Source organism: Roseovarius ramblicola (assembly GCF_042430665.1).
Classification (GTDB): Bacteria; Pseudomonadota; Alphaproteobacteria; order Rhodobacterales; family Rhodobacteraceae; genus Roseovarius; species Roseovarius ramblicola.
This window is the reverse complement of the sequence record NZ_JBHMEC010000001.1, coordinates 119,683-138,477: the sequence shown is the minus strand read 5'-3', so window position 1 is coordinate 138,477 and position 18,795 is coordinate 119,683. Positions and strand designations below refer to the sequence as shown.

Genomic DNA, 18,795 nt, shown 5'->3' with positions numbered 1-18,795 from the left:
GCATCTCGACGATATCGCCCTCGCATGGCCTGGCCGCGCGCACCCAGGCCGTGCGCGCCCGCGTGATCGCCTTGCGGCGGTCGGGGCCGAGCCCGGGTGTTAGGTGACACTCATTATTACAGTAGTTGTAGCGTGACGACGAATGTAGCTGTAGTTGTAGCGTGGCAGCGAAGTTTACAGTGTTTTACAGCGAAAATTGCAGCAACGCTCTGTCTAACAAGCGCGTCGGCAGATGCGACGCGAACGTCTCGTTTGAGGGCCAGGGCATGCAAGGCGATCGCCTGTTTGCGCTGCCGTCGTGACATGGTGATCGTCCTGATCGCGATTGTCCTGGTCGAACAGTTCCCGGATTTCGCTTATGATTCCGGCGATCATCTCGTCACGTTCCAACGCGGTTGCGTGACGCACAACGCCCCGCAACCGACCGCGAGATGCTGCCCGGCAAGGTGTCCGTCCAGGGCGTGCTCGCGGTCATCGGCACTCGCGCGGACACGCTCCAGCATCCCGATTTTGCATCCTCGAGGAGTTCGAACCCGCTCCCAATCTCGGAATCATGCCTTGGAGTCCGGTCCCGATGTGGCGTGGGCACGGCCCGCTCAGCTCATGCCGAGCGCCTCCTTGTACATTTCCAGCACAGCCTCTTCTTCGGCGATGTCGTCGCGGTCGCGCTTGCGCAGCGCGATGACCTTGCGCATCACCTTGGTGTCGTAACCGCGCGCCTTGGCCTCGGCCATCACCTCTTTCTGCTGGTCGGCGATGTCCTTCTTCTCGGCCTCCAGCCGCTCGAAACGTTCGATGAACTGGCGCAACTCGTCTGCGGTGACGCGATGGGCGGCGTCGGACGTCATGTCGTTCATGAATGCTCTCCGGTCAGGCGGTATGGGTCAGGTCGACTGACTATCGCCGCCGCGCGCCCCGCGCAAGCGCCATCGCGCCCGGCACCCTTGCACGGGCGGCCGCTTTGGCCTAGGCGCTGGCCGCAGGACGCGAAACCGATGGAGGGCGCGCGATGGGCATGTTGATCTGGGGCGGCGCGACGGTCTCGCTCGCGGGGCTCGCGGGGCTCGTATGGTGCATTCTCAAGGTCTGGCGGCTGCGCCGCGCGGGGCTCTCGGATACCGAGCTGCGCGCCGGCGTTCAGGCAGTGATGCCGGTCAATCTCGGGGCACTGCTGCTGTCGGTCACCGGGCTGATGATGGTCGTGGTGGGGATCATGCTCGGCTGACCGCGGCGGTATGGCGAAAATAGCCCTGTCCCTCGCGTATCCGCGCGGTAATGCCCGGACGCGGTGCCCAGAGCGGTGCCGACAGAGGGGCCAAAGCCTTCATGTCGCGCAAGACAGCCAGCAGCCCCCGATCATCGGCGGCAAAGAGCGGACCGCCACGCTCGCGGGCCATGCCCAGCGCGGCCATCGCCACCAGATCGGCATCGCCTGGACGCGCCAGCACCCCTTCTGCCAGCATCCACTCGGCGGTATTGACCAGCGCGGCGTGCAGCGCCTCCGCGGCGCCCACGCCGTGCGGCAGCCCCGCACCCGCATCTCCGCGTCCCGCGCGCGGCCCCTCGGGGGGATGCTCGTAAAAGCCGCGCCCGACAGCGCGCCCGCGCGCCCCGCGCGCGATGCGCGCCGCCAGCGGCCCCTCGGACGACGGCGGTGGCAGGCCGATCCGGGGCGCCAGCGCCGACAGCCGCGCCTGAACGGTGTCGAGCCCCTCGCGATCCATTGCCAGGCACGGCCCCTCCGCCAGGCCCAGCGCCAAAGCGCCGCGATCCACCTCGCCCGGGTCGAGCCCCGCATGCACCAACGCCAGCGCCGCGATATTCAGCGCCCCGGTCAAGAGCCGCCCGGCCCCCGGCGCGGCGGCGGGCAGGGCCGCGCGCACCACTGCCAGCCGCGCCCGCGCCATGAGCCGCGCAAGCGCCGCCACCGTTGACGCATCGGCCCCCGGCCCGACGCCGATCTCGGCCAGCCCCGCATCGGGCCAAAGGCACAGCCACACCCCATCCGCCCCGAACCCCGCGCCCGCGTCGAGCGTCACCCGCATCGGCCCGGCGGGGGCCGCGCCGGGCGTGACCTCGATCCACAGATCGGCAGGCTCTGCCGGGTCATCACCGGCGAGCGCCACGCCCGCTGCCTCCAGCCGTTCGGCCAGCGCCGCGGGCACCGGCCCCGCCAGCCCGACCCGCGCCACGGCGCGCGGCGGCGCGGTGCGCATCTCAGGCAGGGCCCGTGCCCGCCCCTCTGCCAGTTTCAGATGGCGCAGCGCGCGCGCCTCGCGGCTCCGCGCGCGGTCGGCGGCGCACACCTCCTCGAAATCGAGTCCCTGCGCCAGCGGCAGGAGCTGTGCCGCCTCCACCGCGCGCAGGACATCCGCCGCCGCGCCCCCGGCACCCTCCAGCCGCGCGCGCACGGCGGCGACAGCCCGCTGGTAGGCGCGCGGGTCCGACAGGCCGCGCCGGGGCTCGTACCGCGCCGGGTCGGGGCCGGCATCGGCCAGCCGCAGGGCCAGCACCCGCGCCGCGGGCCCGACCTGCGCAGTGTCCTCCTCCACCTTGTCGAAAAGCGGGCGCAGCCGCGCCTCGTCCGCGCGCACGACGCGGCCCGAGAGCATTATTTCCAGCGCCGCCTGCGCCCCGATGAGGCGCGGCAAGCGCTGGGTGATGCCTGCCCCCGGCATGCCGGCGAGCGCGATCTCGGGCAACGAAAGGCGGGCACCCGCATGGGTCACGCGCCCCTGCGCCGCAAGCGCAAGCGACAACCCCGCCCCCGCGACCTCGCCGTGCAGCGCAGCGACCACCGGCTTGGGACAGGATGCCACCGCGCGGCATAGCCCGGCGGGTGTGGGCGAACACGGCGCAGCCATGTCCTCGGACAAATCAAGACCAGCGGAAAATCCGGCGCCCGCCCCGGCGATCACCACGGCGCGGCACGCCGCGTCCCCGGCGGCCTCGTCCATCGCCGCAACAAGCGCCGCGCGCATCTCGGGGATGAGCGCGTTGGCCACGGGGCGGTCGAGCCGCAGGATCAGCACCCCGCCGTCGCACACGCGTTGAAGGGTCTCGGTCACCTCTGTCCCGCCTGCTGATGCCTTATATGGGCGATTACAGCGGGAAAATACGGCGCGCGCAAGTGCGACCGCAGAAACGGGTCAGACACGGCGAGGGCGCGAAGTTCCGGGATTGAAGGCGCGGCAGCGGTGACAGTGCCAGCAGGGGCCATGGTGGAGCCCTCCGGAGCGGGATCGAACGCCGCTCGATCCAGGGAGACGGAATACTTCGCGGCTCCGGCACGTGCACCGAATTGAAAATTGGTGGAGCCGAGGGGAATCGAACCCCTGACCTCGTCATTGCGAACGACGCGCTCTCCCGACTGAGCTACGGCCCCGATGGGCGGTGATTTGCGCAATTTACCCGGCGAGGTCAAGGGGCAATGCGCCGCTCAGAAACACGGGCGCAGCACATGGCCCGCGTAGATATCGGCGATCCGTTGCACGGCGTCCTCGGGTGGCATCTCCTCGCTCTCGCCGGTGCGGCGCGAGGTGAGTTCGACCACGCCGTTCCTGAGGCCCCGCGGCCCCACGGTGATCCGCCACGGCAGGCCGATCAGGTCCATCGTGGCGAACTTGCCGCCCGCCCGCTCGTCGCGGTCATCGTAGAGCGGTTCAAGGCCAAGGGCCTGAAGCGACTTGTAAATCGCCTCGCAGGCGGCATCGGCCTCGGCGTCGCCCTGCTTGAGGTTGACAATACCGGCGTGGAAGGGCGTGACGCCCTCGGGCCAGATGATGCCGCGCTCGTCGTGGCTTGCCTCGATGATCGCGCCCACGAGGCGGCTCACGCCGATGCCGTGGCTGCCCATATGGACCGGCACGGGCTTGCCGTCGGGGCCCTGCACGGTGGCCCCCATCGGCTCGGAATACTTTGTTCCGAAATAGAAAATCTGCCCCACCTCGATGCCACGGGCGACGCGGCGGCGATCCTCTGGTACGGCGTTGAAAAGCGCCTCGTCATGGGTCTCGTCGGTGCGGGCATAGCGCGAGGTGAACTCCTCCAGCACCGCCCGGCACTGCGCGTGGTCGTCATAGTCGATCTCGCGGTCGCCGAATTTCAGGTCGGTGATGGCGCTGTCGTAGAACACCTCGGACTCGCCCGTGTCGGCGAGCACGAGGAATTCGTGGGTATCGTCGCCGCCGATGGGGCCGGAATCCGCGCGCATCGGGATCGCCTGAAGGCCCATCCGTTCGTAGGTGCGCAGGTAGCTGACGAGGTGACGATTGTAGGCGTGCAGCGCATCTTCTTTCGTCAAATCAAAGTTGTAGCCGTCCTTCATCAGGAATTCGCGACCCCGCATCACGCCGAAACGGGGGCGGACCTCGTCGCGGAATTTCCACTGGATCTGGTAGAGGGTGAGGGGCAGATCGCGGTAACTGCCTACGTGGGAACGAAAAATGTCGGTGACCAGCTCCTCGGCCGTGGGGGTATAGAGCAGGTCGCGCCCGTGACGGTCCTGCATGCGCAGCATTTCGGCGCCGTAATCGTCGTAACGCCCGCTCTCGCGCCACAGATCCGCCGATTGCAGGATCGGCATCTGGATCGGGTTGTGACCGGCGCGCGCCTGTTCCTCGTGGACGATATTCTCGATCTTTCTCAAGACCTTGAAGCCCATAGGCAGCCACGAATAGATGCCCGCCGTGGCCTGCTTGATCATGCCGGCGCGCAGCATCAGCCGGTGGCTGGCGATCTGCGCCTCGGCGGGGGTCTCCTTGAGGACGGGCAGGAAATAGCGGCTCAGACGCATGGGCGGGCCTCGTGGCTTGGGGGCGAATGTCGCGGCGGTTCTAGGCGAGAAGCCGGAGCGGGGCAACCTGCAGGTTCACGCCACGAACCGCACGGTTCGCGGTGGGCGGCGCACGGCGGAGCAAGGCGGCGTCAAGGATTGCCCGCGATAGCCTCCCGACGCGCCCCTTGCCTGCCCGCCCGCGTCCCGCCAAGGTTGCGGGGAATAAACGGCGGACAGGGGAGCACCGGTGGACCGGTCAGAGGTCACGATCACATTGCCGATGAGCGCGCACGGTCTGGGGGTGATCCTGACCGCACTCGGCATCGCATTGGCGACGGGCTTCGTGTTCCTGATCCTGAAGGAACAGGGACGAAAGACCGACCGCGCGCCGCTCGCGCTCCTGACGGCTTTCGGCTGGCTTGTCGTCCCTGTCTGGGTCGTGCTGTTCGCCGGAACGCTGTGGCAGGTCTGGCTGATCCTGTCGGGAGGCGACAGCAGCCTCGTGGGCGCCGGTCGCCTCGGCGCGGGCGCGCTTCTGGCCGCCCTGCTCGGCGCTCCCTTCGTGATCTGGGGCACGGTGCTGAGGCATCAGACGGTGCGGTATCAGAAGGAAGGCCACATCACCGACCGCATCAACAAGGCGGTGGAGCAGTTGGGGGCGGAGAAGAACGTGGATCGGATCGGACGACCCGTAACCATATGGACGGGAACCCCTGCGCAGGTTTCGTGTGACGCTGAAAGCAAGGACAGGTATCTTCAAGAGCCGCGATCACAGGTGAGGGGGAGCGAATGGTCCCAACGATACAATGAATCAAACGACGAAGTCTGGGAGGGAAGACTTTACGACGTCTATACTTGGCCAAAGGAAAAAACGGTCATCCAATGGCAGGGAGAAGAAATTGCTGTCTCGGAACATGAGCAAATCGGCGAGGTCGACACATGGCAGGTTTTCACCGAGACCGTCCCCAATATCGAGGTGCGCATCGGTGCGATCCTGTCGCTGGAGCGGATCGCGCAGGACTCGACGACCCATGACAAGGGGCGCGACCATGTGCGGGTGATGGAGATCCTGTGTGCCTATGTGAGGGAAAATTCCAATGCCACAGAAACTCAAGAATGCCCCGAAAGACCGCAGGTTACACCGACTTTTATTGCAGCTTTGGGCGAACGTTCAGAATCCGAAATAAAGGCAACAAAGCAATTTCAAGAAATCAAACAATGGAAGGATGTTATTTCCACGTGGGTCGAAAGCCTGCCCAAGCCCCGCGCGGATATCGCGCAGGCATTACAGGTGCTGGGCCGCCGCACGGTGGGGCAGCGATTGGTCGAGGCGGCCTGGCCCGAGGCCCCGGATGCCGCCACCGTCTGGCCCTTCGAAACCCCCTGCCCCGAGTTGCGCAAAGGCACGGATGACGCGCCGCTGACCGGCGCCGAGATTTCCGCCTTCAAGCAAAAGCTGGAGTCATGGCGCGAGACCCTGCGCGACTATTCCGGTTACCGGCTCGACCTGCGCGGGGCCAACCTGCGACGCGCCAACATGTCGGCCAAACGCCCCGACGGGACCGACGCGGTGTTTTCCGGTGCATTGCTGCAAGATGCGCGGATGGAGGGCGCGGACCTACGCGAGGTGCATATGCAAGGAACTATCCTTCGCGGGGCGCATATGAACGGTATGAACCTAAGAAAAGCTCATATGGCCGGCGCAATACTGCGCGAAGCGCGGGCGCAGGGAACCAACCTTCGTTTCGCACAGATGACGGGCGCTGACCTTCACTGGGTTCAGTTGGAAGGAGCAACCCTGCGCGGAGTAAGTATCACGGGAGCGGATATGCGGGGAACGCGAATAAATGGGGCCGACCTCCGTGGGGCAAAAATGGAAACCGTAAATCTTGGCGCAACACAGATGGAAGCCACTGAACTCCATGGTGCCAAATTGGATTTGGCAAATCTTCGCAGTGTAGTGATGGACGGTTGCACATCCTTTGCGGGGGCCACTCTTCAATGTGCCCTGCTTTGCCGCGTGAATTGTGAAGCGGTGCAAATGTCAGCAAAACAGATCGATTCAACCTTCGGCGATGCCAGCGTGATCCTGCCCGAGGGCTTGCCCCGCCCCATTCACTGGCCTGACAAGGCATTAAAACTTGGCGCTGTCTACACCGAATGGCGCAAGTGGCGAGACGATCCGGAGGGGTATGTGCCGCCGCCCGCGCCGAAGGACTGAGCGCGCCAATCCATGCGCGCGTCATCCTCGGGCTTGACCCGAGGACCTCTCTCATCACAGGCCACCCTCTCCAACCTTCACAGGCCACCCTCTCCAACAGGTCCACCCTCTCACCCACGCGGGGCACGCTCTCCGGCGACAGCCCTCCTCGGCAGAGGTCCTCGGGTCGAGCCTGGAGATGACGGAGGCGCTGGGTGCGGGAGGTCCTCGGGTCAAGCCCGAGGATGACGGGGGGATGACGCGCCGGGCGCTCTTGAAACCCCCGCCGTGAACGGCGATGTTGCGCGCGAGCAAGCGGAGGCGCGTGGATGGCCCTGCCGGTCCGGGATCAGGTCAAGTACTGGGGCATCGCGGCCGTCGCGGTGTTCGGCGTGCTGTGGTTCCTGGGCGACGTGATGCTGCCCTTCGTGCTGGGCGCGGCGGTGGCGTATTTTCTCGACCCGGTGGCCGACCGGCTGGAGCGGCTGGGGCTGAGCCGGGCGCTCGCGGTGGCGGCCATCACCGCGGTGGCGGTGCTGGTGGTGGTGGCGCTGGCGCTGCTCGTCATCCCCTCGATCGTGGCGCAGGCCATCGCCCTCTTCGACACCGCGCCGCAGCTTGCGCGCGATTTGCAGGGCTTTCTCGGCAAGCACCTGCCGTCGCTCTACGAGCCCGATTCGGCGCTGCACCAGTCGCTGCAATCGGTGGCCGAGACGATCCGCGAGCGCGGCGGGCAGCTCTTGCAGACGGCGCTCAGCTCGGCGGCGTCGCTGCTCAACATCGTGGTACTGCTGGTGGTGGCGCCGGTGGTGGCGGTCTACCTGCTCTATGACTGGGATCACATGGTGGGAGAGATCGACCACCTGCTGCCGCGCGATCACGCGCCGATCATCCGGCGGCTGGCCGGCGAGATCGACGCCACGCTGGCGAGTTTCGTGCGGGGCATGGGCACGGTCTGCGTGATCCTCGGCAGCTATTATGCGGTGACGCTGATGCTGGTGGGGCTGCAATTCGGGCTGGTGGTCGGCGCGGCGGCGGGGCTGGTGACGTTCATCCCCTACGTGGGCGCGCTGTTCGGCGGGGCGCTGGCGCTGGGGCTGGCGCTGTTCCAGTTCTGGGGCGACTGGCTGAGCATCGGGCTGGTGGCCGCCATCTTCGTCTCGGGGCAGGTGATCGAGGGCAATTTCCTGACGCCGAAGCTGGTCGGCTCGTCGGTGGGGCTGCACCCGGTGTGGCTGATCTTCGCGCTGTCGGCCTTTGGCACGCTGTTCGGCTTTGTCGGCATGCTGGTGGCGGTGCCGGTGGCCGCGGCATTCGGGGTGATCGCGCGGTTCGCCATCGCGGAATACCGGAAGGGGAGGCTCTATCGCGGGCTGGACGCGCAGGCCGGGGATCGGGGCGACGGATGAGCCCGCGGCAACTGGCCTTTGACCTGCCCGCGCGCACGGCGCTGGGGCGCGAGGATTTCTTCGTCTCGCCCGCCAATGCGCAGGCGGTGGCGCTGATCGAGGGGTGGCGCGACTGGCCCGCCCGCAAGCTGGCGCTGTGCGGCCCGCGCGGCGCGGGCAAGACGCACCTGGTGCATGTCTGGGCGGCGCTGGCGGGGGCGCGGATCTTGGCCGCCGGAACGCTGGCGGAGGCCGATATCGCGGCGCTGGCCGACGGGCCGGTGGCGGTGGAGGACGCGGACGGCATCGCCGGGCGGCCCGAGGCCGAGGCGGCGCTCTTCCACCTGCACAACCTGGTTCTGGCCGAGGGCCATGCGCTGATGGTCACGGCCGCCGCGCCGCCGCGGCGCTGGGGCCTTGCCCTGCCCGACCTGGCGAGCCGCATGGAGGCGATGCTGCTGGCCCGGCTGGGGCCGCCGGACGACGCGCTGCTGGCCGCCGTTCTGGCCAAGCTCTTTGCCGACCGGCAGCTTGCCCCCGCGCCCGATTGCGTGCCCTATCTGGCGCGGCGCATCGAGCGCACCTTCGAGGCCGCCCGCGTCACCGTCGCGGCGATCGACGCTCGCGCGCTGGCCACGGGGCGGCGGGTCACGCGGCAGCTCGCCGCCGAGGTGCTGGACAATCGCCGGTCCTGACGCCATCATCCGTCACCCGAGCGTTACATTCCACAACGATAAGGCCCGCATGACTCAGGCAGATTTCCTCAAGCATCCCGTCCCCGCCCCGGTCGCGCCCGGCGATCTGGACATCACCGGACCGGGGCGGTTCTTCAACCGCGAGCTGAGCTGGCTGGGGTTCAACTGGCGGGTGCTGGAGGAGGCGCGGAACCCCCGCGTGCCGCTGCTGGAGCGGCTGCGCTTCCTGTCGATCTCGGCCACCAACCTGGACGAGTTCTACAACGTCCGCGTGGCCGGTCTGAGAGAGCTGGCCAAGGCCGGCAACACCACCCCCGCCGCCGACGGGCTGACCCCCGCCGAACAACTGGTGCTGATCAACGAGAACGCCCGCAACCTGCTGCAATCGCAGCAGAAGACCTTTCAGACGCTGCGCGCCGAGATGGAGGAAGAGGGCATCTCGATCCTCACGCATGATGTGCTCGACGTCGCCGACCGCGAATTCCTGGCCGAGACCTTTCTGCACCGGGTGTTCCCGGTGCTGTCGCCGCTGGCGATCGACCCGGCGCACCCGTTCCCGTTCATCCCCAATCTGGGCTACAGCCTGGCGCTTCAGTTCGAACGCAAGTCGGACAAGCGGCCGTTGCAGGCGCTGCTGCCGATCCCGCAGCAGATCGACCGCTTCGTGGCGCTGCCCGCGTCCGAGGGGGCGCACCGGTTCCTGCCGCTGGAGGAATTGCTGCTCTTGCATCTCGACAGCCTGTTCCCCGGCTATCGCTACAAGGGGCATTGCGCGTTCCGCGTGCTGCGCGACAGCGACCTGGAGGTCGAGGAAGAGGCCGAGGACCTGGTGCGCGAATTCGAGGTGGCATTGAAGCGCCGCCGCCGCGGCGAGGTGGTGCGGATGAAGATCACCTCGGGCGCACCCGAGGCGCTGCGCGAGGTGATCATGCAGGAATTGCACGTCATTCCCGACGAGGTGGTCGAGGTCGACGGCATGATCGGGCTGGCCGATCTCAAGGAGCTGGTGCTCGACGCGCGGACCGATCTGCTGTGGCCGCCCTTCACGCCGCGCGTGCCCGAGCGGGTGCAGGACCATGGCGGCGACATGCTTGCCGCCATCCGGCAGAAGGACATGCTGCTGCACCATCCCTACGAGACCTTTGACATGGTGGTGCGCTTTTTGCAGCAGGCGGCGCGCGACCCCGACGTGCTGGCGATCAAGCAGACGCTCTACCGCACGTCGCGCAACTCGCCCATCGTCGAGGCGCTGTGCGAGGCCGCCGAGGAGGGCAAGTCGGTCACAGCGCTGGTCGAGCTCAAGGCGCGCTTCGACGAGGCCGCCAATATCCGGCAGTCGCGGCGGCTGGAGCGGTCGGGCGCGCATGTGGTCTATGGCTTCGTGGACTGGAAGACCCACGCCAAGATCTCCACCGTGGTGCGGCGCGAGGGCGACACCCTCGTGACCTATACCCATTACGGCACCGGCAATTACCATCCGATCACGGCGCGCATCTATACCGACCTGAGCTTTTTCACCTGCGACGCCGCCCTCGGGCGCGACGCCACCAAGGTGTTCAACTACCTGTCGGGCTATGCCGAGCCGGAGGGGCTCGAAAACCTGTCGATCTCGCCCAAGTCGCTCAAGCCCCGTCTGCTGGAGATGATCGGGCGCGAGGCCGGGCACGCCCGCGCCGGCAAGCCCGCCGCGATCTGGGCCAAGATGAATTCGCTGATCGAGCCGGACGTGATCGACGCGCTCTATGCCGCCTCGGAGGCGGGGGTGAAGATCGACCTGGTGGTGCGCGGCATCTGCGGGCTGCGCCCCGGCATCGAGGGGCTGTCGTCGAACATCCGGGTGAAATCCATCATCGGGCGGTTCCTGGAGCATTCGCGCGTCGTGTGCTTCGGCAACGGTGCCGGGCTGCCGTCGAAGAAGGCGCGGGTGTTCATCTCGTCGGCCGACTGGATGGGGCGCAACCTCAACCGCCGGGTCGAGACGCTGGTCGAGACCACCAATCCCACCGTCAAGGCGCAGATCGTCAGTCAGATCATGGCCGCCAACATGGCCGACGTGGCGCAAAGCTGGGTGATGACGCCCGACGGCACGTTCGTGCGCGAGCCGAAGCCGGAGGGCGAATTCGCCTTCAACTGCCACCGCTTCTTCATGGAAAATCCGTCGCTGTCGGGGCGCGGCTCGGCGGGGGCGTCGGATGTGCCGACGCTGACCCACACCGACGATTGACCCGCACGCGCCCGCGGCCTAGACACGTCGCAGACCGGCAAGGCAGACGATGGACGGCGTGAACGATCCCGCAGCGCACCGCGACCGCCCCTTTGGGCGTCCGCTCTTCGACAGCCCCGAGGCGCGCGCGCTGTCCCGCGTGGGCGTGGTCGACGTGGGCTCCAACTCGGTGCGCCTCGTGGTGTTCGATGGCGCGGCGCGCAGCCCGGCCTATTTCTTCAACGAGAAGGTGATGTGCGGCCTCGGGGCCGGCATGTCCGAGACCGGGCGGCTCGACCCGCAGGGCCGCGCCCGCGCGCTCGACGCGCTGCGGCGGTTCGCGCATGTGGCCGAGGGGCTGGGCACGGGCCCGCTCAACGCGGTGGCGACGGCGGCGGTGCGCGAGGCCGAGGACGGCCCCGATTTCGTGGCCGAGGTGGCGCGCGAGACCGGCATCGAGCTGTTCGTGATCGACGGCCCCGAGGAGGCGCGGCTCTCGGCGCAGGGGGTGCTGCTGGGCTGGCCGGGGGCCTACGGCCTTGTCTGCGACATGGGCGGCTCTTCGATGGAACTGGCCGAGATCGACGGCGGCCGCGTCGGGCGCTGCGTCAGCGCCAAGCTGGGCCCGCTCAAGCTGCGCGATCTCAAGGGCGGCAAGAAGGCGCGCAAGGCGCTGATCCGCGAGACGGTGGAGCGGCTGCGCGCGGGCCTTGGCGAGCAGAAGAACCGGCTGTTCCTGGTGGGCGGCTCGTGGCGGGCGATCGCCCGCATCGACATGGCGCGCCGCGGCTATCCGCTGCATGTGCTGCACGAATACCGCATGACCGCCGCCGACCTGCGCGCCACGATCAAGCATATCGCCAGGCATGACGCCGATGCGTTGCGCGCGCAGTCGGGGGTGTCGTCGGCGCGCGTGGCGCTGGTGCCCTATGCCGCGGAGGTGCTGCGCGAGGTGGTGCGCAGCTTTCGCCCGCATGACATCGCGGTGTCGAGTTACGGTATCCGCGAGGGGCTGCTCTACGAGCAGATGCCCGAGGCGCTGCGCGTGCGCGATCCGCTGATCGAGGCGTGCCGCTTTTCCGAGGCCAAGGATGCGCGGCTGCCGGGCTTTGGCGAGGTGATCTATCGCTTCATCGCGCCGCTCTACAAATCCGCGCGCCCCGAGCGTCTGCGGCTGGTCAAGGCCGCCTGCCTGCTGCACGACGTGAGCTGGCGGGCGCATCCCGATTACCGCGCCGAGGATTGTTTCGACAACGCCACCCGCGCCAACCTTGGCGGGCTCAAGCATTCGGAGCGGGTGTTTCTGGGGCTGGCGCTGCTGCATCGCTATTCCAACAAGCGCGCGGGCACGCGGTTCGACACGCTGGAGGCGCTGACATCCGAGCGTGAGCGCGTCGAGGCCGAGATCCTCGGCCGCGCGCTGCGGCTGGCGGCGATGCTGTGGCTGACCGACGAGGCCGATATCGCGCAGATGCGCTGGCACCCGCGGCGCAAGGTGCTGAGGCTCGATCTCGCCTCCGACTCCTCGGCGCTGTTCGGCGAGGTGGCGCAGGCGCGGTTCAAGGCGCTGGCGGGCGCGCTGGGGGCCACGCCCGAGGTGCGGATCGGGCGCAAGCGCGTGGATATCTGAGGGACGCGGGGCGGGCGCGCGCGGCGTCAGTCCTCGGCCCACATGCGGCAGAGGTTGCTCCTGGCCTTGAACAGCCGGTCGAAGGCCGCGGTCTTGCCCTGCGCGGCATGGATCTCGCGCGTGGCCACGTCGAGATCCCAGAGCACCTCGCGCCGTGCCGCGTCGCGCACCCGGCTGGTGATCCACCCGACCACGACGAGGCGTTCGCCGCCGGTCACCGGCGCGACCCGGTGCAGCGCCGAGGTGGGATAGAGCACCGCGTCGCCCGCGTTCGGGCGGATCACGCGCTCCTCTATCCCGTCGTCGATGCACAGCCCGCCGCCCTGGTAATCGCCGGGATCCGAGAGCGGCAGGGTGAACGACAGATCGGTGCGGTGGCCATTCATGATCGGATCATCGACATGCAGGCCGTATTCCATGCCGCTGCGATAGCGCGACACGAGCAGGCGGGCAAAGCGTTTGGGCCGCGCCGCGGAGAGGAACACCTCGTGGCGCATGAGCGCGCGGCGCACCTTCTCGAACACCGCCTCGCGTCCCTTGGAGGGCAGCGCCTGCAGGTTGGCCTTGACGTCACGGGCATAGCGGCCCGCCGTCGCCCTGCCGTCGCCGAATTCGAGCCTGGCGGCGGCGTCGCGCAGCGCCGCCACCTCGCCCGCATCGAGCACGTCACCGATGACGAGGATCATCCCTGCAGCCCGAGGCCGGTCAGTTCGATCCGTGCGGCGGCGCCCATCAGGATGGAGGGGTCCATCGTGAAATCGCCTCCGCCCCGAAGATCGCCGAAGGCGGCGTCGGTGGCCTTGAGATGGTCGAGGATGTCGCGCCCCGCCGCCGAGATGCCGGCATCGGTGCTGTCGGCCATCTGCCGCGCCTCGGTCTCGACCACGCGCAGGAAACCCCACGCATCCTGGTATTCGTGCAGGTTCGACACCTCGCCGCCCGCGACGGCCACGGTGTATTCCGCGCCCGCCACGCGGGTCAGCGCGGCGAGACCCATGACTTGATCGGCGGGGGACATGGTGGCGCGCACCTCTTCCATCATGGCGCGGGCCGCGTCGAAAGCGGCGCGCACCTCGTCAAGCGGCGCCCCCGATTCGGCGGCTTCGGCGATGGCGACGATCCGGTCGCGCATCGCGCCCTTGTCCATCGCCGCGAGCGGGTCGGCGACGGCGGCGTATTTCTCCTTGATCGGGTGGCCCATATGGGTGCGGGCGGCGTCTTGATCGCCGGCCTCGTAAAGCGCGAGACCGGCGCGCAGGTGGCCCTCCATGAAGCTCAGGTCGCGTTGCAGGCGTTGCTGCGGGTCGGCGAGCCCGGCGCGGGCTTCGCTCTCGCCTTCATCTTCGCCTTCACCGCCGCTCGCTACGCCTTCGCCTTCGCCCTCGGCCTGGGCCTGGGCCTGGGCGAGGATGATTTGCGCCTGATCGGTGGCGACGGCGCTGCCGCGCTCCCCGGCGGCTGCGGCCCCGGTGGCGGCCACGCCCGCGAGGACGGTGCCGAGGGTGAGGGTGCGGCGCACGGTGACGCTGCGCGGTTTGCTCTGGTCGGTCATGGGGCGCTCCTTCGTGTTGCGTTTTATCCGACAATTTCACTAAGATTTGATAGCGACCCATGGCGAGGCGGTCAAGAAGTCTGATTGTTATAGTCGGTTATTTTCACCCGATCCGTGCTTGCCACTGCGGGAGAAGCCCCGTAACCCCTTGGCAAAACCGCGACGAGGGACAGGATATGCAGAAAAGACCGCTGGGCCGCACCGGCATCGAGGTGAGCGCGTTGTGCCTTGGTTCGATGACCTGGGGTGCGCAGAACACCGCCGGCGAGGGCCACGCACAGATCGACCGGGCGCTGGACCGGGGCGTGAATTTCATCGACACCGCCGAGATGTATCCCACCGCGCCCGTCCGGGCCGAAACCACCGGGCGCACCGAGGAAATCATCGGCGACTGGTTTGCCCGCACGGGGCGGCGCGGCGAGGTGGTGCTGGCCACCAAGCATTCCGGCGCGGGTTTCAGCCACGCGCGGGGTGGCGCGCCGATTTCAGCGGCGACGATCCCGGAGGCGGTGGAGGGCTCGCTGCGGCGGTTGCGGACCGATCATATCGACCTGTATCAATTCCACTGGCCCAACCGGGGCAGCTACATGTTCCGGCAGAACTGGCGCTATGACCCGTCGGGGCAGGACCGCGCCGGGACGCTGGCGCATATGGAAGAGACGCTGGGGGCGCTGGAACGCGAGGTGGAGAAGGGCCGCATCCGCGCCTTCGGCCTGTCGAACGAGAGCGCGTGGGGATGCGCAGAGTGGCTGCGGCTCGCGGAGGCCGGGTTTGGGCCCCGGGTGGCCTCGATCCAGAACGAATATTCGCTGATGTGCCGGTTATACGACACCGATCTCGCGGAGTTGAGCGTCAACGAGGATGTCGGGCTGCTCGCCTTCTCGCCGTTGGCGGCGGGGCTACTGACGGGCAAGTACCAGGGTGGCGCGCTGCCCGACGGCTCGCGCATGACGATCAACAGCGATCTGGGCGGGCGGCGCGTGCCGCGCGCCTTTGCCGCCGTCGATGCCTATCTGGGCGTGGCGGCGAAACACCGGCTCGACCCGGTGCAGATGGCGCTGGCATGGTGCCTGACGCGGCCCTTCATGTGCTCGGCCATCTTCGGGGCGACCAGCATGGAACAGCTCGACCGGGCGCTGGGGGCGGCGGAGGTTGTGCTGGATGACGAGGTGCTGGCCGATCTCGACGCGGCGCACCGGGCGCATCCGATGCCGTTCTGAGGGGGATGGCGGGGCGGGAATGGCCTATACCTGCCATTCACCTCCCTGACCCCGGCGCGGCTCACCCCAACGTTCGCTTCAGACCAATACCCCCCTACCCCGCCCCCGGCATCAGCCGCGCCAGAGCGCAGAAGCGTTCGAGATCGACCGTTTCGGCGCGGTCGGTGGGCGCTATGCCGGCAGCGACGAGGCGATCCTCGATATCCGGGGCCGCGCCCCTGAGCGCCGCGCGCAGCATCTTGCGCCGCTGGTTGAAGGCGCGCGCGACGAGCCGTTCCAGGATATGGGCATCCGCCGGATAGCGCGGCGCGGGCAAGGCGGCGAGATGCACCACCGCGCTGGACACCTTGGGCGGCGGGGTGAAGGCACCGGGCGGCAGGTGCATGACGATGCGCGCGTCGCAGCGCCACTGCGCGAGGATCGCGAGCCGGCCGTAGGCCCTGGAGCCCGGCCGCGCCACGATCCGCTCGGCCACCTCGCGCTGGAACATCAGTGTCAGCGTCTCCCAGACCGGCGGCCACGCCTCGGGCGTGAGCCAGCGCACCAGCAATTCGGTGCCGACATTATAGGGCAGGTTGGCCACCACGCGGATCGGCGGTGTCAGATGCGCCAGGGGGTCGATGGCCAGCGCGTCGCCCTCCAGCACCGTGAGGCGGCCCGGCGCGGCCCCGGCGATCTGCGCGAGCGCGGGCAGGCAGCGCGGGTCCTTCTCGATGGCCAGCACATGGCGCGCGCCCTCGGTCAGCAGGCCGCGGGTGAGGCCGCCGGGGCCCGGCCCCACCTCGAGCACGTCGCAGGCCGCGAGATCGCCCGCCTGACGGGCGATCTTTGCCGTCAGGTTGAGATCGAGCAGGAAATTCTGCCCCAGCGATTTGCGCGGGGCGAGCCCATGCGCCGCGATGACGTGGCTCAGCGGCGGCAGCGCCTCCAGCCCGGTCGCGCCGCCCGCGCTCATCCGGCGCGCGCCCGCGCCAGACGGTCGGCCATTTCCAGCGCCGCGATCAGCGAGGCGGGATCGGCCACCCCCTTTCCTGCAATGTCGAGCGCAGTGCCGTGATCGGGCGAGGTGCGCACGAAAGGCAGGCCCAGCGTGACGTTCACGCCGCGGTCGAAATCCAGCGTCTTGATCGGGATCAGCGCCTGGTCGTGATACATGGCGATGGCGGCGTCATAACGGGCGCGCGCGGCGGCGTGGAACATCGTGTCGGCGGACATGGGGCCGCGCAGATCCATCCCCTCGGCGCGCAGCCGGTCGAGCAGCGGCGCGATCACCTCGATCTCCTCAGCACCCATGCGCCCGCCCTCGCCCGCGTGGGGGTTGAGCCCGGCCACGGCGAGGCGCGGCGCGGGGATGGCGAAATCGCGAATCAGGGCGGCGTGGGTGATGCGGATCGCCTCTTCGACGCACTCGGCGGTGAGCGCGCGCGGCACCTCCGACAGGGGGATGTGGATGGTCGCGGGCACCACCCGCAGGCTCGGCCCCGCGAGCATCATCGCCACGCGGGCACCGCCGGCAAGGTGGGCGAGGTACTCGGTATGGCCGGGAAAGGCGAAGCCCGCCCCCTCCTGCAGCGCCTGCTTGTGGATCGGCGCGGTGCAGAGCGCGGATGCCTGTCCCGCCTGCACGAGCGCCACCCCGCGGGCGATCGCGTCGATCACGCCCCGCGCCTGCGCGGGGTGCGGCGCACCGGGCGTGCGCGGCCCGTCAAAGGTATGGGGCAGCACCGGCAGCGCCCCGGCGCAGGCGCGCACGGCCTCTGCCGGGCTGTCGATCACCGCGACGGGCGTGCCGTCGGGCAGGTGCGCCGGGTCGCCGATGAGAAAGAACGGCACGCGGCCGCGCAGGGCGGCCCAGGCACTGGCGGCGATCTCGGGGCCGATGCCGGCGGGCTCTCCGCAGGTGAGCGCGATCACGGCTCGACGATCCGCGCCTCGGCCATGAGCTGCTGGAGATAGCCGTCGGCCAGCGACTGGATGCGCTGGTTGCGGATGAAACCGGTCAGATCCTCGATCGAGGGCTGTTCATCGTCGAGCGCGGGGGTACGGTCGCACAGCATCAGGAACATCAGCACCTGCCCGTCCGAACGGGTGAGCCGGGTCGAGATTTCGCCCGGGTCGAGCAGGGCAAGCTCGGCGGCGATGTCGTCGGCGATGTCCTCCGGGGGCAGGCTCACGCGGTCGAGCACGTCCTCGGGCTGACCCTGCGCCACGCCGTAGAGGTCGTCGCATGTATCGACCTCGGCGCGCACGCGCGCGGCCCGCGACAGCGCCTGTTCGCTGCGCCCGCCGGGAATGTAGTAGGCGGCATACTCGATGGCGGAATACTTCGGCTCGGGCACCGCGCCCTCCCGGATGTCGCGCAGGTAGATGAGCGCCAGCCCGCCATCTATGGGCAGCGGATCGGACACCTCGCCGGGGGCGAGGCCGAGCGCCACCTGCCGCAGCGCCTGCGGCAGTTCGGACAACGCCTGCCACTCCAGCCGTCCGCCGCCCTGTGCCGTGGGTGCCACCGAATATTCGCGGGCATAGCGGGCAAAGGCCCCCTCGGTCTCGGCCGTGGCGATACGTGCGGCAAGGCGTTGCTTGGCCTCGGCGTCCTCGACATTGGCCACCGGCAGGATGATCTCGGACAGAAGCACCCGCACCGACGCGTCGCCCGACAGCGCCAGGGCGGCGCGATCGACCTCTTCCTGGCCCACCGAGACGCGCCCGGCAAAGCGCGCGCGCGTCACCTCGCGCCAGGTGATGCCCGCGCGCACGAACTCGCCCAGCGACTGCGCCGACACGCCCGAGCGCGCCAGCGTGGCGATCATCTGCTCGGCGTCCATCCCGGCGCGGGCCGCGAATTCCTCGATCCCCGTGCGCACCGCGTCCTCGCCGAGGGTGATGCCCATGGTCTTGGCGGCTTCGAGCTTGACGCGCTCCTCGATGAGCTGCTCGCGGGCGAGCTGAGCCGGGTCGCCCGGTGCGCGGAACAGCGTCAGCATGCGCGCGCGCTGCTGAACCTCGTAGCGGGTGATGGCGCTGTCATTCACGAAGATCACCGGCTCAAAAAGGTTCTGCGCCTTGAGCGGGGTCGAGGTCAGCCCCGTTGATGCCAGCACGGAGAGACAGAGCGCGGCCAGGACGC

General features: G+C 68.8%; 15 protein-coding genes and 1 tRNA gene. 7 read left to right on the top strand and 9 right to left on the bottom strand.

What is annotated here, in order from left to right; all coding sequences use genetic code 11:
* Positions 1–596: 596 nt before the first annotated feature.
* Positions 597–857, bottom strand: a complete 261-nt coding sequence (locus ACFFU4_RS00630) for a DUF2312 domain-containing protein (RefSeq protein ID WP_104018820.1) — start codon at positions 855–857, stop codon at positions 597–599.
* Positions 858–1,009: 152 nt separating this feature from the next.
* On the opposite strand from ACFFU4_RS00630, the gene ACFFU4_RS00625 reads away from it, so the two are divergent.
* Complete coding sequence (locus ACFFU4_RS00625) at positions 1,010–1,225, top strand: hypothetical protein (protein WP_377065986.1); 216 nt, start codon at positions 1,010–1,012, stop codon at positions 1,223–1,225.
* Here ACFFU4_RS00625 and ACFFU4_RS00620 read toward each other — a convergent pair.
* The 3 genes from ACFFU4_RS00620 to proS all read right to left on the bottom strand — a co-directional run bounded on the left by ACFFU4_RS00620 (position 1,212) and on the right by proS (position 4,795).
* On the bottom strand, positions 1,212–3,068 hold the full coding sequence (locus ACFFU4_RS00620) for an enoyl-CoA hydratase-related protein (protein WP_377065984.1): 1,857 nt from the start codon (positions 3,066–3,068) through the stop codon (positions 1,212–1,214). The genes ACFFU4_RS00625 and ACFFU4_RS00620 overlap by 14 nt on opposite strands.
* Before the next feature lie 241 nt (positions 3,069–3,309).
* A tRNA-Ala gene (locus tag ACFFU4_RS00615) sits at positions 3,310–3,385 on the bottom strand.
* A gap of 54 nt (positions 3,386–3,439) precedes the next feature.
* The gene (gene proS, locus ACFFU4_RS00610) at positions 3,440–4,795 is read right to left on the bottom strand and encodes a proline--tRNA ligase (protein ID WP_377065982.1); all 1,356 of its coding nucleotides are present in this window, start codon (positions 4,793–4,795) and stop codon (positions 3,440–3,442) included.
* 229 nt (positions 4,796–5,024) lie between these two features.
* On the opposite strand from proS, the gene ACFFU4_RS00605 reads away from it, so the two are divergent.
* From ACFFU4_RS00605 to ACFFU4_RS00585, 5 genes are all read left to right on the top strand, one after another.
* The gene (locus tag ACFFU4_RS00605) at positions 5,025–6,998 is read left to right on the top strand and encodes a pentapeptide repeat-containing protein (RefSeq protein ID WP_377065980.1); all 1,974 of its coding nucleotides are present in this window, start codon (positions 5,025–5,027) and stop codon (positions 6,996–6,998) included.
* 308 nt (positions 6,999–7,306) lie between these two features.
* Positions 7,307–8,386, top strand: a complete 1,080-nt coding sequence (locus tag ACFFU4_RS00600) for an AI-2E family transporter (protein WP_377065978.1) — start codon at positions 7,307–7,309, stop codon at positions 8,384–8,386.
* Positions 8,383–9,060 carry a P-loop NTPase family protein gene (locus tag ACFFU4_RS00595; RefSeq protein WP_377065976.1) on the top strand — a complete coding sequence of 226 codons (678 nt, stop codon included), beginning with the start codon at positions 8,383–8,385 and terminating at the stop codon, positions 9,058–9,060. Before ACFFU4_RS00600 ends, ACFFU4_RS00595 begins: the two co-directional genes overlap by 4 nt.
* Positions 9,061–9,109: 49 nt before the next feature.
* On the top strand, positions 9,110–11,284 hold the full coding sequence (locus ACFFU4_RS00590; protein ID WP_377065974.1) for an RNA degradosome polyphosphate kinase: 2,175 nt from the start codon (positions 9,110–9,112) through the stop codon (positions 11,282–11,284).
* 49 nt (positions 11,285–11,333) lie between these two features.
* Positions 11,334–12,893, top strand: a complete 1,560-nt coding sequence (locus tag ACFFU4_RS00585) for a Ppx/GppA family phosphatase (protein ID WP_377065972.1) — start codon at positions 11,334–11,336, stop codon at positions 12,891–12,893.
* Positions 12,894–12,919: 26 nt separating this feature from the next.
* On the opposite strand, the gene ACFFU4_RS00580 is transcribed toward ACFFU4_RS00585, so the two are convergent.
* Together ACFFU4_RS00580 and ACFFU4_RS00575 are read right to left on the bottom strand one after the other, a co-directional pair.
* The gene (locus tag ACFFU4_RS00580; RefSeq protein ID WP_377065970.1) at positions 12,920–13,579 is read right to left on the bottom strand and encodes a Fe2+-dependent dioxygenase; all 660 of its coding nucleotides are present in this window, start codon (positions 13,577–13,579) and stop codon (positions 12,920–12,922) included.
* Positions 13,576–14,445: a 4-helix bundle domain-containing protein gene (locus tag ACFFU4_RS00575; RefSeq protein WP_377065968.1), complete on the bottom strand. Its 870-nt coding sequence runs from the start codon at positions 14,443–14,445 to the stop codon at positions 13,576–13,578. The genes ACFFU4_RS00580 and ACFFU4_RS00575 overlap by 4 nt, the downstream gene beginning before the upstream one ends.
* Positions 14,446–14,621: 176 nt before the next feature.
* Here ACFFU4_RS00575 and ACFFU4_RS00570 point away from each other — a divergent pair, with 176 nt between their 5' ends.
* A complete protein-coding gene (locus ACFFU4_RS00570) occupies positions 14,622–15,665 on the top strand; it encodes an aldo/keto reductase (protein ID WP_377065966.1) in 1,044 nt (347 codons plus the stop codon).
* A 94-nt stretch (positions 15,666–15,759) separates the two neighbouring features.
* Here ACFFU4_RS00570 and rsmA read toward each other — a convergent pair whose 3' ends face one another.
* Genes rsmA through ACFFU4_RS00555 form a run of 3 tightly spaced genes read right to left on the bottom strand, consistent with a single transcriptional unit; the run spans position 15,760 to position 18,769 of the window.
* Positions 15,760–16,620, bottom strand: a complete 861-nt coding sequence (gene rsmA / locus ACFFU4_RS00565; protein WP_377065964.1) for a 16S rRNA (adenine(1518)-N(6)/adenine(1519)-N(6))-dimethyltransferase RsmA — start codon at positions 16,618–16,620, stop codon at positions 15,760–15,762.
* A complete protein-coding gene (gene pdxA / locus ACFFU4_RS00560) occupies positions 16,617–17,579 on the bottom strand; it encodes a 4-hydroxythreonine-4-phosphate dehydrogenase PdxA (protein ID WP_377065962.1) in 963 nt (320 codons plus the stop codon). Before pdxA ends, rsmA begins: the two co-directional genes overlap by 4 nt.
* Positions 17,576–18,769 (bottom strand): peptidylprolyl isomerase, encoded by a 1,194-nt coding sequence (locus ACFFU4_RS00555; protein ID WP_377065960.1) that lies wholly within the window; start codon positions 18,767–18,769, stop codon positions 17,576–17,578. The genes pdxA and ACFFU4_RS00555 overlap by 4 nt, the downstream gene beginning before the upstream one ends.
* Positions 18,770–18,795: the final 26 nt, after the last annotated feature.